Source organism: Micromonospora sp. NPDC005194 (assembly GCF_040608335.1).
Taxonomy (GTDB): Bacteria; Actinomycetota; Actinomycetes; order Mycobacteriales; family Micromonosporaceae; genus Micromonospora.
In genome coordinates, this window is the sequence record NZ_JBEXIA010000001.1 from 59016 (window position 1) to 72863 (window position 13848).

Genomic DNA, 13848 nt, shown 5'->3' on the forward strand with positions numbered 1-13848 from the left:
TGATGACGCTGCGGAACCTTATCTACTCCGTGTACGAGCGCCGGCTCACGGCGAAGCTCGCGGGCAAGCCGGTGCCCCGACACGTCGGGGTGATGTGCGACGGCAACCGCCGGTGGGCGAGGGAGATGGGCTTCGTCGACCCCAACGACGGGCACCGGGTCGGCGCGGCGAAGATCAAGCATGTCCTGGGCTGGTGTGACCAGGCCGGCATCGGGCACGTGACCCTCTACCTGCTGGCCACCGACAATCTGCGCCGCCCGGCCAGCGAGCTGGACCCGCTGCTGCAGATCATCGAGGACCTGGTGGTGGAGCTGGCCGAGGAGGGCAACCCCTGGCGGCTGCGCATCGTCGGCGCGCTGGACCTGCTGCCCGCCCAGACGGCGGCGGCGCTCAAGGGCGCCGAGGAGCGCACCCGGGACCGCAGCGGCGGCGCGGAGGTCAACATCGCCGTCGGCTACGGCGGCCGGCGGGAGATCACCGACGCGGTCCGTTCGCTGCTGCTGGAGCACGCCGCCTCGGGCGGCACGATCGAGGAACTGGCCGAGGTGCTGGACGTCGAGCACATCGCCGAGCACCTCTACACCCGCGGCCAGCCCGACCCCGACCTGGTCATTCGCACCAGCGGGGAGCAGCGGCTGTCCGGTTTCATGCTCTGGCAGTCCGCGCACTCGGAGTTCTACTTCTGCGAGCTCAACTGGCCGGATTTCCGGCACATCGACTTCCTGCGCGCGCTGCGCTCGTACGCCACCCGCCAGCGCCGGTACGGCGCCTGACCCTGCTGCGGGCGCAGGAGAGCCCGGTCAGGGCAGCCGGGTCAGGGCCCGGGTGAGGAAGTCGCCCAGTGCGGCCGGGGACTCGATGGTCAGGTCGGCGGCGTTGGCCACCTCCTGACCCGTCTCCGGGTTGGCGACGGCCACGCAGACGCCGAAGAAGTCCGGGTCCGCCTCGGCGCGGGCGCGTAGCGCCGCGAACGCCTTGATGTCCGAGACGTCGTCGCCGAAGTACCAGGCGCCGGTGGCACCCTGGACCACCTCGCCGATCACCATGCCCTTGTCCCGGTCGACGGGTGGCTTGAGCTCCAGCACCATCCGCCCGGCCTGCACCCGCAGCCCCAGCCGGTCGGCCTGCGCCTGCCCCCACTGCTGCACGGTCGGGCCGAGCTGCGGCGCGGTACGCCAGTGCAGCGCGACCGAGAGCCGCTTGAACTCGACGAGCGTGCCGGGTGGCAGCTCCGCCCGGGCGAGGTCGGCCAGCTCGGCCATGGTCGGCACCCACGGCAGGGCGGTGGGCTCGGTGACGGTCTCGCCACCGGAGTGGCTGTGCTCCAGCCCGTAGAGACCGTAGAGGTCGACGCCGCTCAGCTCGCCGAGGCGGTCCCGAAGGAACTCCACGGGCCGCGCGGAGACGATCGCGATCCGCTGCACCACCGGGGCCAGCGCCTCGATCGCGGCGAGGGCGTTGGGCGCGGGGCGGACCGCCGTCGGGTCGTCGTCGACGGGCGCGAGTGTGCCGTCGAAGTCGAAGAAGAGCACGGTCCCCGCCGCCCGGCCGGCAGTGACCTGCCATGCCTGATCGGCGTTCAACGGGGTCCTCGGCTGGTGGTTGCCCAGATTCAACGGCGGCACGCGCGTCAGCGTACCCCGGCGTTGAGGGCTCATTCCTGGCCGAGCACCACCGCTCGGCGGCGCGCGATCAGCGTTCGGCGGCTCCTCGTCCGCGGCGTCCGAACGGCACCACCGCCGCATCCTGCCCGTGGCTGAGCAGGTAGCCCTCCACGAAGCCGGTGTTGCGGTCCCCGGTGCGGGTCTCGATCTCGGTGAGCCGTGCCACCAGGAACTCGGTGAGTGCGCTGATCCGGTCGTTGAGCCGTTCGTGCAGCTCCGCGACGACGGCCAGGATGACCGCCGTGCCGGCGCTGATGAGCGCGAGAAGGTTGACGAGCAGCGGCAGCTGCCCACCGTTGACCGCGAGGGTCACCACGTTGCCGGTCGCCCACAGTGTCATCGACACCGTGGCGACCACGACTGCCCACCACTTCAGGGTCATGGACAGACCCCTCCTTATGTCCCGCAGGGCTGGGTTCGGCCTTGTCCCGTCCCCCCGCCGATGACGAGCCCAAGCAGTACGAGTACGGACGCTAGCGTGCCCGTTCCGACCCCGGAGCGAAACGAATGAACCTGACCAGGCGTTCTTTCGCCATCTGAGGAACTAGCCTGCCTGATTGCCCCTATTTCGGACATCGACCGGCAACGTTGGGCGGTATGCGAGGTATCTAATGGTTTCGCGGATGTGGAACTTCTCCGCGTCCGACACGTTCGGGTCGACGAGGCGGCGCAGCAGGGCCTCCACGTCCGGGTCCATCGGTGGGGCCGGCTGACCGGCGCGGGGGCCGGTCGCGGTGCGGTCCCAGCCGAGCGCGGCGAAGGCGACGGCCGGATTCAGGCCCAGGCCCTCGCAGAAGGCGACGACACGTTCGGCCTCGGGGTCGCTCGCCCAGTCCCCACGGACCCACCGGTTGATGGTCTGCCGGGAGACGCCGGTACGTCGGGACACCTCGGTGCCGCTCCAGGCCCGCGTCGCCCGCGCCTCGTCGAGGGCGCGCCGGACGAAGGTGGCGAAGGCGATCTTTCGCGCATTGGCCGTCTCGGTCACCCCGTGACGGTACGGCCAGCCTGGCTCGGGCGTACGCCCAGGCACGCTGCTGTCACGCAGACGTGACGGTTCTCTCGGATTCGCGGTAAACGATCCAGCGCCGCTCTGGAGGGGTGTCACCCGGGCAGAATAGATGCCCGTAGTGGCGAATGTAAGCGGACGAAAAGCTGATACTGTCACGCTCATGGGACAATCTACGGTGTGTCACGTGCATGAGACGACTGGTGCTCGCATGCGTCACGCCCCCGGCGCCGAGGGGGTGTGGTGACCGAGCTCGCCACCCGAGCCCAGGCCTTCGGGCTGATCGCCGAGGGAGTGGCCGCGGGGCTGAGTGCCCCGTGGCGCCTCTATCTCGCCCGAGGCTGCCGATACCTGTCGCTGAGCGTGGGCGACCGCACCGAGTGGAACGCCTGGCGTACCCACCTCGGCTGCCCCGAGTTGAGCGTCCGGGTCTACGACGCCGGCGGGGAGATTCGCCGCTCCTCCGTCGCCGAGGTCGTGGTGGACGGCTGCCGGATCAGCGTCGAACTGGTCGAGGAGGTCAGCACGGACGACCTGGACCGGCTGCTGGTCGCGGATCCCACCATCGACCCCACCGCGGTCGAGCCGGAGGAACGATGATGCGGCGTCCGGGCCGGGTCGGGGCCGCCCGATGAGCCCGTTCCTCGTGGTCTTCCTCGTCCTGGTGCTCGGTGCCACCAGCTACGCGGCCGGCCGGCTGCACGGGCAGCTCAGCTACCGCATCGGCTACCGCTTCGGCTACCGGCAGGGCTACTTCGACGGTGACCGGGGCGCCTGGAACCGGCGTCGACGCGACGCCCAGGCGGCGATCGCCTCGGCCCTGTCGGTCTCCTCGGCGGGGGCCGTCCGCTCCGCCGGCACGGTGGCCCGCCCCGGCACCACGTACACCGGCTCGTCGTTCACCGCGCCGGCCGCCCCCATCACCGGGCGGCACCCGACCGGCACGCTCGTTCGACGGACCGGCTGAGCCGGCCGGCGGGCCGCCGCGAGCGGTCCCGCCGACCGGCGCCGAGGAACGCGGTGCGTCGTCCGCGGCGGACACGCACCGTCGGGGCCACGTCAGACCGGTGACGGTGGCCCCGCCGGCCGGGATGCGCGCAGGGGGCATGCATCCCGGCCGGCTCGCCGCGCCGTGCCGCCGGCTCCGCGGGTCGCCGTTGCCGGAGATCCACGATCGCCCCTAGCCGGGACGGTCCGCCGCCGCTAGCGTCTAGGCATGGCACGGGGTTCTCCCGAGCCAGCCGGTCCGCCCGGATCTGCGACCTCGCGCACGGGGTTCCGCATCCGACCCCGTGTCCCCGGGCACCGGACGAGGCGGAACACGGGTGGCCGGGTGCCCATCCGTCGGAGCAGGCCTGTGACGACTCGCCGTACCACCGCCGGTGCCGACCAGACCCCGGCCGCGACTGCCACGACCCGCCGTGCCCCCCGGAGCCGCCGCAGCGCGGCAACCGCGCCGGCCGACCCCAAGGAGCCGCGACCAGCGGGCCAGGCGTTCGTTCTGGACACGTCCGTGCTGTTGTCCGATCCGGCGGCGTTCCACCGCTTCGCCGAGCACGAGGTGGTGCTGCCGCTGGTGGTCATCACCGAGCTGGAGGGCAAGCGGCACCACCCGGAGCTGGGCTGGTTCGCCCGGCAGTCGCTGCGCATGCTGGACGAGCTGCGGATCCGGCACGGCCGGCTGGACACGCCGGTACCCGCCAACGACGCCGGCGGCACGCTGCGGGTGGAGCTGAACCACACCGACGACGGCGTGCTGCCTCCCGGGTTCCGCACCGAGAGCAACGACGCCCGGATCCTCTCCGTGGCGCTCAACCTCGCCGCCGAGGGCCGGCACGTCACGCTGGTCAGCAAGGACATGCCGCTGCGGGTCAAGGCCGCCTCGGTGGGTCTGCGCGCCGACGAGTACCGCCACGGCCAGGCCAGCGACCCGACCTGGACCGGCATGTCCGAGCTGGAGTTGGGCGAGGAGCAGATCTCCGCGCTGTACGCCGGCGACACGCTCGACGTCGACGAGGCGGCGGGTCTGCCCTGCCACACCGGTCTGGTGCTGCACTCGTCGCGCGGCTCCGCGCTGGGCCGGGTCCTGCCGGACAAGTCCGTCCGGTTGGTTCGGGGCGACCGGGAGGCGTTCGGCCTGCACGGCCGCTCGGCCGAGCAGCGCGTCGCCCTCGACCTGCTGCTCGACGAGACGATCGGGATCGTCTCGCTGGGTGGGCGGGCCGGCACCGGCAAGTCGGCGTTGGCGCTCTGCGCCGGGCTGGAGGCGGTGATGGAGCGTCGCCGGCACAAGAAGGTGATCGTCTTCCGCCCGCTGTACGCCGTCGGCGGCCAGGAGCTGGGCTATCTGCCCGGGTCGGAGTCGGAGAAGATGTCGCCGTGGGCGCAGGCGGTCTTCGACACGCTCGGCGCGGTGGTGCACGAGAACGTGCTGGAGGAGGTCACCTCGCGGGGCATCCTCGAGGTGCTGCCGCTGACCCACATCCGGGGGCGCAGCCTGCACGACGCCTTCGTGATCGTGGACGAGGCCCAGTCGTTGGAGCGCGGCGTGCTGCTGACCGTGCTGTCCCGGATCGGGCAGGGCTCCCGGGTGGTGCTCACCCACGATGTCGCCCAGCGGGACAATCTGCGGGTCGGCCGACATGACGGCGTGACGGCGGTGATCGAGGCGTTGAAGGGTCATCCCCTCTTCGCCCACGTCACGCTCAGCCGGTCGGAGCGCTCGCCGATCGCCGCGATGGTGACTGACCTCCTGGAGGACATCCCGTTGTGATGGGAGCTTTATAGGCTTTCGTCCGGAATTTAGATGTGGCGCAGATCACAAACGTGCCGGTTGGTTTCCCATCAGTCTCACTGTGCGCGATGGTGTCCCACGAGCGCCCACGCACCACAGGCATCGTTGGTGATCGTTCGTCCAGCTCTGGGCGGCATCGGTGACGGTCGGTGCGTCGGCGCGACCGGCTCACCGGTCGGGGCGCTCACGGCACGGCTGAGGGCCACCTGGCCTGGCGCCGCGTCGTGTCCTTGCCCCCAACGAAGGGACCACTTCGTGAGTCGGCTGTGGAGCCGGTTGGGCGCCCGTACGGCCGCTGTCGCGCTGCTCTCCGTGGGCGTAGCCGGTGGCTTCTATCTGGGCCAAGACCGGGAAACCCAGCAACAGGGACTGGCCGCGCAGGAGAGCGTCGAGGTCGACCGGATCGACTTCGCCTACCAGCGCGAGCGCCAGGCCAGCCACCAGATCGCGTTCGCCCGGCAGCGGGCCGCCGAGTACCAGGCCAAGCTGCGGGCGGCTCAGGCCGCCAAGGAGGCCGCCGAGCGGGCCCGCCGCGCCGAGGCCGCCGCGGCGTCGCGCAAGCGCGAGCGCGAGGCCGCCGCCAACGAGGTCGCCAAGCCGTACGAGGGGCGGATCCCGGCGTCCTGCGAGGAGTACAGCGGCAACCGCAAGATCGGCTGTGCGCTGATGATCGAGGCGGGCTTCGGCATCGCCGAGTTCCCCTGCCTGGAGAAGCTCTGGACCAAGGAGAGCGGCTGGAACCACAAGGCCAGCAACTCCTCCTCCGGCGCGTACGGCATCCCGCAGTCCCTGCCGGGCAGCAAGATGGGCGCGATCGCGGACGACTGGCGGACGAACCCGGCGACCCAGATCAAGTGGGGGCTGGGCTACATCAAGGGCAAGTACAAGACGCCCTGTGGCGCCTGGAGCAACTTCCAGAACAACGGCAACTACTGACGTCGCCGAACGGCGGGGCGGGTGGGCGACCACCCGCCCCGCCGCCGTGCGTACGCCCGGTGCGTGGGCGGGACGCGAGTGGCGGTCGGCCCCTTTTGCTGATAGCAGTTGGGGGGTGACCCTCCCACCGCCCAACGGCGACCCCTACCGGTTCGGCACCGAGGCGTTCTACGCCGCCCTCGGCCGGGCCTTCGTCGCCATGTGCGCGGTGGTCCCGTTCCTGTTCCTCATCGAAGCCGTCGACCAGGGGCTCGCGTTCGGCCTGGACGCGACCGCCGGCATCATCCCGCACCGCATCGACGGCCTGGACGGGGTCTTCTTCTCGCCGTTCCTGCACCACGGCTTCGACCACCTCTACAGCAACAGCATCCCGCTGATCCTGCTGGGCACCTTCGTGCTGGCCGCCGGTGCCCGCCGGTTCCTCTGGTCGACCCTGATCATCATCCTGGTCAGCGGGCTCGGGGTCTGGTTCACCGGCTCGCCCAACTCGGTGGTGGTCGGCGCCAGCGGGGTGATCTTCGGGTACCTGGGCATCCTGCTCACCCGGGGCATCGTCGAGCGCAGTTGGTGGAATTTCGCCGTCTTCCTGCTCGTCGGTCTGCTCTACGGCTGGCAACTGGTCGGCATCCTCCCCACCGACGAGCGGATCTCCTGGCAGGGCCACCTGTTCGGGCTGCTCGGTGGCGTGGTGGCGGCGATCCTGTTCCGCCGTCGTCGGCCGGCCGTGGACGGCCCGGACTACTCGGGGTCCACCCTCAGCCTGCCCTGACCTGCTCCTCGGCGCGCCCCTGGGACATGCTTGCCGGACCGCTGCGCCCCGCCTACCGTCGAGATCAGCAAGCGTTGATCCGTGAGCGGAAAGCGACGGTACGCCATGCGCGAGGTCGATGTCGCCGTGATCGGGGCCGGTCCAGCCGGCCTCTTCGCCGCGTACTACGCCGGGTTCCGAGGGTTGTCCGTGGCGGTGATCGACGCGCTTCCGGAGCCGGGCGGCCAGGTCACCGCCATGTACCCGGAGAAGCTGATCCTCGACGTGGCCGGTTTCCCCGCCGTGAAGGGCCGCGACCTGGTCGCCAACCTGGTCGCCCAGGCGGCACCCTTCGGCCCGCAGTACCTGCTCGGCACGAGGGCCGAGAAGCTGTCGTACGCCGATGACCGGCCGGTGCTCGGCCTGGCCGGCGGCGAGCAGCTCGGCTGCGGCGCGGTCGTGGTCACCGGCGGGCTCGGCAGCTTCAGCCCACGGCCACTGCCCTGCGCCGACGGCGCTCCCGGCGCCGGCATCGTCTACTTCGTCACCGACCCGGCCGAGCTGACCGACCGGGACGTGCTCATCGTCGGCGGCGGCGACTCCGCCTTCGACTGGGCGCTGGCCCTGCAACCGCTGGCCCGCTCGGTGACCCTGGTGCACCGGCGGGAGAAGTTCCGGGCACACGCCTCGACTGTCGCCCGGGTGCTGTCGCTGCCGGTGCGGGTGGTGGTCAACGCCGAGGTCACCCGCCTGATCGGGGACGCCACGGTGACCGGAGCCGAGGTGACCGTACGCGGTGGCGCGACCGAGACCCTTCCGGTGGACACGGTGGTCGCCGCCCTCGGCTTCACCGCCGACCTGGGCCCGCTCGCCGAGTGGGGCCTCCGGCTCGACCGCCGGCACATCGTGGTGGACAGCGCGATGGCGACGAACCTGCCGAGGGTCTTCGCGGCCGGCGACATCACCGAGTACCCGGGCAAGGTGCGCCTGATCGCCACCGGCTTCGGGGAGGCCGCGACGGCGGTCAACAACGCGGCGGTGGCCATCGACCCGGACGCGCACCTGTTCCCCGGGCACTCCTCCGACGCGGGCTGACCGTCGGTATCGGACACACACCGGCGCGTGTCCGGACCGAGACGCGCCGGGTCGATCCTGAGGTTATGACGGGGCCCGAGACATCGCGTGACGGCGCACCCACGACGCTGGCGTGGCTCTGCCACCCGGCCACACTCCTGGCCCTGGTCGTGCTGCTGGTCAACGACCACGTGTTGAAGGCGGCGTTTCCCGGCCTGCTCACCGGCAAGCTGAGCGACGTCGCGGGCCTGGTGCTCGCTCCGCCGCTGGTGGCGGTGCTGTTGACGCTGCTGATGCCGCGGCTGCCGGCCCGGGCGGCCGCGTGGGTCGGCCTGGTCGCGGTAGGCGCCGGGTTCGCGATGGTGAAATCCAGTGGGTACGCCGCTGAGCTGGCCTCCTCGGCGTGGACCGCGCTGGCGGGGCCGTCGCTGGTCCGGGCCGATGGGACCGATCTGCTCACCCTGCCGGCGCTCGGGGTGACGTGGTGGGCGTGGACGCGGGCCCGGCGGCGACCGGTGCGGCGCCGGACGGCTCGGCTGGTCCGGCTGCTGGTGGTCCTGCCACCGGCGGTGCTGGCGGTGGCCGCCACCAGCGCGGTCCGCTACCCCTACGCGCTCGGCACCACGACGCTCGACGGCCGCCCGGCGATCTCGGTCGGCGACGGCTCCGGCACGAGCTGGCCGGACGAACCGGCCGACGGCCAGTGGTCGGTCAGCGACGATGGGGCGACCACCTGGCGGCTCGCCACCGACGGCGAGACGGAACGACTGGACGCCCAGGACCCATCGCGCCGGCAGGCGTGCGCACCGGACGAGCCCCGGCGCTGCTACCGGGTGGCCAGCGGGCATCTACGGGTGGAGCAGAGCGACGACGCCGGCGTGACCTGGCAGGTGGCCTGGGAGGTGTCGGACGGGCAGCGCGAGGAGCTGGCCCGCCGGTACCCGAGCCCCGGCGACGTCCGCCAGCACTTCTCCTCACGGGAGTTGACCGTCTATCCGCATGCCGGCGGCGGCCACGAGGTGCTGGTCGCCAACGGTCGGGACGGATTCCTGCGCCGTCTGGCGGACGGCGGGTGGCGGCGGGACGGCTTCCTCGGCGAGCACAGCGGACTGATCGGCGCGGACGAACTGCCTCCGCTGGACGACGGCGGACCGGTGCAACGCGAGACGGATCTGCTGCTCGCCATCGTGCTCGCGCTGCTGCTCGGCTGCGTGGTCGCCGTGGTCGCCGGTCACCTGGCGATCCGCCGTGGCGGCGGTCGTCGCTGGTGGGGGATCGCCGGTGCGCTGACGATACTGCTGGCGGGGATGGTGCTGGAGGCCACCTGGTCCCGCCACGACGACATGAGCACCGTGTTGGCGGTGCTGGTCGGCGTCGTGCCGTTGGCCGCGCTGGCGGTGGCGGTGCTGCTCCTCGTCCCGTGGCTCGGCAGCGCGCCGGGCCGTTGGGTCGGGTGGACCGCGGGCGACCTCCTGCTCACCGCGATCCTGGCCGGACTGCCGTTGGCCGGCTGGCTGAACGGCAACCCGGCACAGATCCGGGTGGCGGTCGCGCTGGCCCTGCTGGCCACCGTGCCGGGACTCGTGCTGGCCGTCCGGCTCGCCAAGCTGGCCGACCCGGCTCGTGAAAAGAACCGGCGTGGCACGCCGGCCTATCCGCCCCATCAACCCCTGCCGCCGCGGGTTCCGCTCCGCTGACGCCTGATGCGGCCCTGGACGTATCGGCGGGCGGGTTGTGTCAGGGCGGGAGGCAGTTGACCGGGTAGATCTTGGACACTTTCCGTTAGCAGCTAACGGAAAGTGTCCAAGATCGCCAGCGATGGCGGGTGAAGCGGCCCGAGGTCGGTGCCGCCCGGGAGCATCCGGTCCCTGTGGTCAGCGGAGGTCAACTCGCCGCGAACAGGTCCCCGATCAACGGGCGTTCGACGGTCAGGCCCTTGGAATCGATCACTTATGTGAACGGTGTGCGCCTGGTCCACCCGACGAACCGAGTGAACAACGCCTCTGGTCCGGGCATCTCGTCGGGGTTGAGCCGCACCAGGTCCCCGGTCGCGTCGAACAGGTAACCCGCCATCTCCACGGCCAGCCCGACCGGGTCGTCGTCGTACACCGCTCGCAGGGTCAGCCGGGCGGCCGGGCACGGCCAGGTTCCGCAGCCGCGCCGACAGACCCAGATCGGGCGGACGGGCGCGTGCCCAGCGGCGATCGGAAGGCGATGAGCAGGCGTTGCGGTGCGCGACGACATGCTCACCATAGTCTCGCGGCAGTTGTCGCGAGTCAACGACCCGAGCCGACTACTCGAAACGTTGGTCGAGCGATAACACAGGCAGTTGCCTACCGTCAAGGTATGGACCTCGTTGGGCTTGCGGAGATACGGGCGATGCTCGGTGGTATCTCCCGTCAGCGAGCGAACATCATCGCTAACAAGAAGGGCTTCCCTGATCCCGTTGCGCAGTTGGTCATGGGGAAGGTGTGGCGTCGGCGTGACGTAGAGAAGTGGATCGCCGCCAACCGGCCAGACCTCGTGGAGTGACAACCGGTCAGCGGCGGCCGGGTGGTGCCAGCGCGGCGATCAGCACGGCCACCATGGTCAGCGCGGCCCCGAGCAGGGTGTTCACGCCGGGGTGGGAGGCGGCGGTGGGCAGCACCAGGTCCAGCAGGACCGCCCCCACGATCTGACCGGCGATGGTGGCCAGGCCGAGCAGCAGCACACCCGTGAACCGCACGATCGCCGCGGCGATCGCGATGAACACGATGCCGATCGGGCCGCCCAGATAGAGCCACGGCTCGCTCGGCAGGTGTCCGGTCGGCCAGCCTCGTACCGCGAGGTCGATGGCGAACGCGACGAGCAGGGTGGCCGCACCCACGGCGAAGTTGACGAGCGTGGCGGTCAGCGTGTGGTCGGCCGCCGCCCGGACCCGGCCGTTGACGGCCTGCTGCCAGGCGGTGCCCACCCCCGCCAGCAGCGGCAGCAGGGCCAGCGCCAGCGCGCCCGGCGCGCTCAGCCGGTCACCGACCGCCAGGCCGACCGCCAGGACGGTGAGGACCGCGCCGGCCAGCCGTTGCCGGGTGATCGGCTGCCGGCCGGTCGGGCCGATGCCGGCCCGGTCCACGGCGAGGCTGCTGCCGGACTGGCCGGCGACCACGGCCACGGTGAAGACCGCCACGCCCAACGTGCCGATGGTGAGCCCCTGCGAGGCCACCAGGAAAGCGCCGCACATGCCGCCCAGGCACTGCCACGGCCGCAGCGCGCCGGCCGCGAGGGCACGCCGCAGCGTGACCAGCCCCCGTCGCCCGCCGGGGGTGGCGGGCACCAGCACGAGCAGCACCAGCAGGCCCAACCCGAACGAGACCACCGCGGCGGCGAAGCCGTCGGCCAGGCGTACGCCCAACTCGCCGTTGATGCGGGACTGCACCGCCACCGCGACCCCGGAGACCGACGCCAGCGCGACACCGGCGGTCCGACGGGTCGCGGAGAGGGTCTGCGGTGTCGCGGTGCCGGTGGTGGTCACTCCTGCTCGGCCAGCGGTCGACCGTCGAAGTCGATGGCGGAGTAGAGCGCCAGCTTCTCCAGCCGGTGGTACGAATCGATCACCCGGATGGTGCCGCTCTTCGAGCGCATCACGATCGACTGGGTGTACGCGCCGCCGGCCCGGTACCGCACCCCGCGCAGCAGGTCCCCGGACGTGACCCCGGTCGCCACGAAGAAGCAGTTGTCCCCGGTGACCAGATCGTCGGTGCTGAGCACCCGGTCCAGGTCGTGCCCGGCGGCGAGCGCCTTCTCCCGCTCCTCGTCGTCGCGCGGCCAGAGCTTGGCCTGCATCGCCCCGCCCATGCACTTCAACGCGCAGGCCGAGATGATGCCCTCCGGCGTGCCGCCGATGCCCATCAGCACGTCGACGTCCGACTCGCCCCGGGCCGCCGCGATGGAGCCGGCGATGTCGCCGTCGGAGATGAACCGGATGCCCGCCCCGGTCCGGCGGATCTGGGTGACCAGGTCGTCGTGGCGGCTGCGGTCCAGCACGCAGACCGTCACCTCGGACACGTCGGTGCCCTTGACCTTGGCGATCCGGCGCACGTTCTCGGCCACCCCGGCGTTGATGTCGATCACGTCGGCGTACGCGGGACCGACGGCGAGCTTCTCCATGTAGAAGACCGCGCTCGGGTCGAACATGGCACCCCGCTCGGAGACGGCGAGCACCGCGAGGGCGTTCGGCATGCCCTTGCTCATCAGGGTGGTGCCGTCGACCGGGTCGACCGCGACGTCCACCTCGGGGCCGGTGCCGTCGCCGACGTGTTCGCCGTTGAAGAGCATCGGGGCGTTGTCCTTCTCGCCCTCGCCGATCACCACGACGCCACGCATCTGAATGGAGTTGATCAGCTTGCGCATGGCGTCGACGGCGGCTCCGTCGCCGCCCTCCTTGTCGCCCCGGCCGACCCAGCGGCCGGCTGCCATCGCCGCGGCCTCGGTGACCCGGACCAGGTCGAGGGCCAGGTTACGGTCGAGATCCTGTGGGATCCGCGTCCTGGTGTTCGTCATGACGGCTGCTCCTCCTCGCGACGGTGCGGGGACGGCCGGCGGCGGAGCGGTCCCGCTGCCGGCTTTGTCGCTGATCCTCACACGATGGCCGACCGGGCGTCGGCGCGGGGCGGTGATGGGCCGGATACCGCCGGTCGGGCGGCTGCGAAGATGGCAGGGTGGAACCCGCACAGCCTGCCGACCGCGTACCCGCCGACCGCACGCCGCCCGGTGGCCAGCCGCCGGTCGACCAACCCGCCGGCACCGAGCCCGCCGCGACCGGCCCGACGGCGCCGGCCACCGGCGAGCCGGCCCTTGTCGCCGGTGAGCCTGCCCCGGCTGCCGATGAGCCGGCCCTCGTCGCCAGTGAGCCGGCGTCGGCTGCCGGTGAGCCGGCGCCGGACCCGTCGGTGCAGCCTTCGGTGGCCCGGCCGGTGCCGGGTGACGCCGCCGGTGGGCCCGACGACGCCACCGGGACCGGTGAGCGGTCCGCGCCGCCGCCACGGGTGGCAGCGGCGGCGACCAAGGCCGAGCGGTCGCCCAAGGACATGGCGATCTCGCTGTTGGTGCTGCTGATCCCGATCGCGCTGCTGCTGGCGTTCTACCGGGGTTTCCTCGGCGGCGATCAGGCCACCACTGTCGATCCGGCCCCGGCGATCGAGCAGGCACGGTCGGCGAACATTTTCCCGGTGAGCGAGCCGCAGGGGCTCGGCTCCGGCTGGCGTACGGTCAGCGCCCGCTACCAGACCGTCGAGGGCGGCGCGAACCTGCGGATCGGCTACCTCACGCCGGAGGGGCGGGGTGTCCAGCTGCTACAGAGCAACGTGCCCGCGGAGCAGCTGCTCCCCGCCGAGCTGACCGACCAGAGCCAGCCACAGGGCCCGACAGAGCTGGCCGGGCGCACCTGGCAGCGCTACACGGCCCGGGGGAACCAGCAGGCGCTGGTGCTGCTGGAACCGACCCGCACGGTGCTCGTCGTCGGTGACGCCCGGGACAACGAGCTGCGCGACCTCGCCGGCGCGTTGCGCTGACAGTCCGACATCGATACGCCCAACGCATCGCCGGTGGGCGTATCCGTTAGGCTCCCTCGGCTCGGTCCGGTCCG

Annotated in this window: 16 protein-coding genes; 10 read left to right on the top strand and 6 right to left on the bottom strand. The window is 71.9% G+C overall.

Annotated features, from left to right (window positions below; translation table 11 throughout):
- The first annotated feature begins 2 nt into the window (after nt 1-2).
- Nucleotides 3-773 carry an isoprenyl transferase gene (locus tag ABZU53_RS00280; protein WP_234589120.1) on the top strand — a complete coding sequence of 257 codons (771 nt, stop codon included), beginning with the start codon at nt 3-5 and terminating at the stop codon, nt 771-773.
- A gap of 27 nt (nt 774-800) precedes the next feature.
- On the opposite strand, the gene otsB is transcribed toward ABZU53_RS00280, so the two are convergent.
- The 3 genes from otsB to ABZU53_RS00295 form a co-directional block, all read right to left on the bottom strand.
- A complete protein-coding gene (gene otsB, locus ABZU53_RS00285) occupies nt 801-1625 on the bottom strand; it encodes a trehalose-phosphatase (protein ID WP_354854088.1) in 825 nt (274 codons plus the stop codon).
- Nucleotides 1626-1692: 67 nt separating this feature from the next.
- Nucleotides 1693-2046 (bottom strand): hypothetical protein, encoded by a 354-nt coding sequence (locus tag ABZU53_RS00290; RefSeq protein WP_354854091.1) that lies wholly within the window; start codon nt 2044-2046, stop codon nt 1693-1695.
- Nucleotides 2047-2208: 162 nt separating this feature from the next.
- Nucleotides 2209-2652 carry an XRE family transcriptional regulator gene (locus tag ABZU53_RS00295; protein WP_355062927.1) on the bottom strand — a complete coding sequence of 148 codons (444 nt, stop codon included), beginning with the start codon at nt 2650-2652 and terminating at the stop codon, nt 2209-2211.
- Between the two features lie 264 nt (nt 2653-2916).
- Between ABZU53_RS00295 and ABZU53_RS00300 the strand changes: the two genes are divergently transcribed.
- The 7 genes from ABZU53_RS00300 to ABZU53_RS00330 all read left to right on the top strand — a co-directional run bounded on the left by ABZU53_RS00300 (nt 2917) and on the right by ABZU53_RS00330 (nt 9922).
- The gene (locus tag ABZU53_RS00300) at nt 2917-3273 is read left to right on the top strand and encodes a hypothetical protein (protein WP_354854093.1); all 357 of its coding nucleotides are present in this window, start codon (nt 2917-2919) and stop codon (nt 3271-3273) included.
- A gap of 31 nt (nt 3274-3304) precedes the next feature.
- Nucleotides 3305-3640 carry a hypothetical protein gene (locus tag ABZU53_RS00305; RefSeq protein WP_007455629.1) on the top strand — a complete coding sequence of 112 codons (336 nt, stop codon included), beginning with the start codon at nt 3305-3307 and terminating at the stop codon, nt 3638-3640.
- 390 nt (nt 3641-4030) lie between these two features.
- Entirely contained in the window at nt 4031-5446 is a 1416-nt protein-coding gene (locus ABZU53_RS00310; protein WP_355062929.1) for a PhoH family protein, read from the top strand.
- A gap of 276 nt (nt 5447-5722) precedes the next feature.
- Complete coding sequence (locus ABZU53_RS00315; protein WP_354854098.1) at nt 5723-6403, top strand: lytic transglycosylase domain-containing protein; 681 nt, start codon at nt 5723-5725, stop codon at nt 6401-6403.
- A gap of 115 nt (nt 6404-6518) precedes the next feature.
- Complete coding sequence (locus tag ABZU53_RS00320; RefSeq protein WP_354854101.1) at nt 6519-7172, top strand: rhomboid family intramembrane serine protease; 654 nt, start codon at nt 6519-6521, stop codon at nt 7170-7172.
- A 105-nt stretch (nt 7173-7277) separates the two neighbouring features.
- A complete protein-coding gene (locus ABZU53_RS00325; protein WP_355063215.1) occupies nt 7278-8246 on the top strand; it encodes an NAD(P)/FAD-dependent oxidoreductase in 969 nt (322 codons plus the stop codon).
- A 65-nt stretch (nt 8247-8311) separates the two neighbouring features.
- The gene (locus tag ABZU53_RS00330; RefSeq protein ID WP_355062931.1) at nt 8312-9922 is read left to right on the top strand and encodes a hypothetical protein; all 1611 of its coding nucleotides are present in this window, start codon (nt 8312-8314) and stop codon (nt 9920-9922) included.
- Between the two features lie 253 nt (nt 9923-10175).
- On the opposite strand, the gene ABZU53_RS00335 is transcribed toward ABZU53_RS00330, so the two are convergent.
- Nucleotides 10176-10334, bottom strand: coding sequence for a hypothetical protein (locus ABZU53_RS00335; RefSeq protein ID WP_355062933.1), 159 nt, complete (start codon nt 10332-10334; stop codon nt 10176-10178).
- 237 nt (nt 10335-10571) lie between these two features.
- On the opposite strand from ABZU53_RS00335, the gene ABZU53_RS00340 reads away from it, so the two are divergent.
- Nucleotides 10572-10757, top strand: a complete 186-nt coding sequence (locus ABZU53_RS00340) for a hypothetical protein (RefSeq protein ID WP_355062935.1) — start codon at nt 10572-10574, stop codon at nt 10755-10757.
- A gap of 7 nt (nt 10758-10764) precedes the next feature.
- Here the strand turns inward: ABZU53_RS00340 and ABZU53_RS00345 are convergent, their stop codons facing one another.
- Complete coding sequence (locus ABZU53_RS00345) at nt 10765-11736, bottom strand: DMT family transporter (RefSeq protein ID WP_355062937.1); 972 nt, start codon at nt 11734-11736, stop codon at nt 10765-10767.
- Complete coding sequence (gene glpX / locus ABZU53_RS00350) at nt 11733-12764, bottom strand: class II fructose-bisphosphatase (RefSeq protein WP_354854110.1); 1032 nt, start codon at nt 12762-12764, stop codon at nt 11733-11735. The genes ABZU53_RS00345 and glpX overlap by 4 nt, the downstream gene beginning before the upstream one ends.
- 158 nt (nt 12765-12922) lie before the next feature.
- On the opposite strand from glpX, the gene ABZU53_RS00355 reads away from it, so the two are divergent.
- Entirely contained in the window at nt 12923-13774 is an 852-nt protein-coding gene (locus ABZU53_RS00355; RefSeq protein ID WP_355062938.1) for a DUF4245 family protein, read from the top strand.
- Nucleotides 13775-13848 lie beyond the last annotated feature (74 nt).

Coding starts and splice junctions, on each gene's coding strand:
- ABZU53_RS00280 (WP_234589120.1), top strand. CDS start 3: ATGACGCTGCGGAACCTTATCTACTCCGTGTACGAGCGCCGGCTCACG.
- ABZU53_RS00290 (WP_354854091.1), bottom strand. CDS start 2,046: ATGACCCTGAAGTGGTGGGCAGTCGTGGTCGCCACGGTGTCGATGACA.
- ABZU53_RS00305 (WP_007455629.1), top strand. CDS start 3,305: ATGAGCCCGTTCCTCGTGGTCTTCCTCGTCCTGGTGCTCGGTGCCACC.
- ABZU53_RS00325 (WP_355063215.1), top strand. CDS start 7,278: ATGCGCGAGGTCGATGTCGCCGTGATCGGGGCCGGTCCAGCCGGCCTC.
- ABZU53_RS00330 (WP_355062931.1), top strand. CDS start 8,312: ATGACGGGGCCCGAGACATCGCGTGACGGCGCACCCACGACGCTGGCG.
- ABZU53_RS00340 (WP_355062935.1), top strand. CDS start 10,572: ATGGACCTCGTTGGGCTTGCGGAGATACGGGCGATGCTCGGTGGTATC.
- glpX (WP_354854110.1), bottom strand. CDS start 12,764: ATGACGAACACCAGGACGCGGATCCCACAGGATCTCGACCGTAACCTG.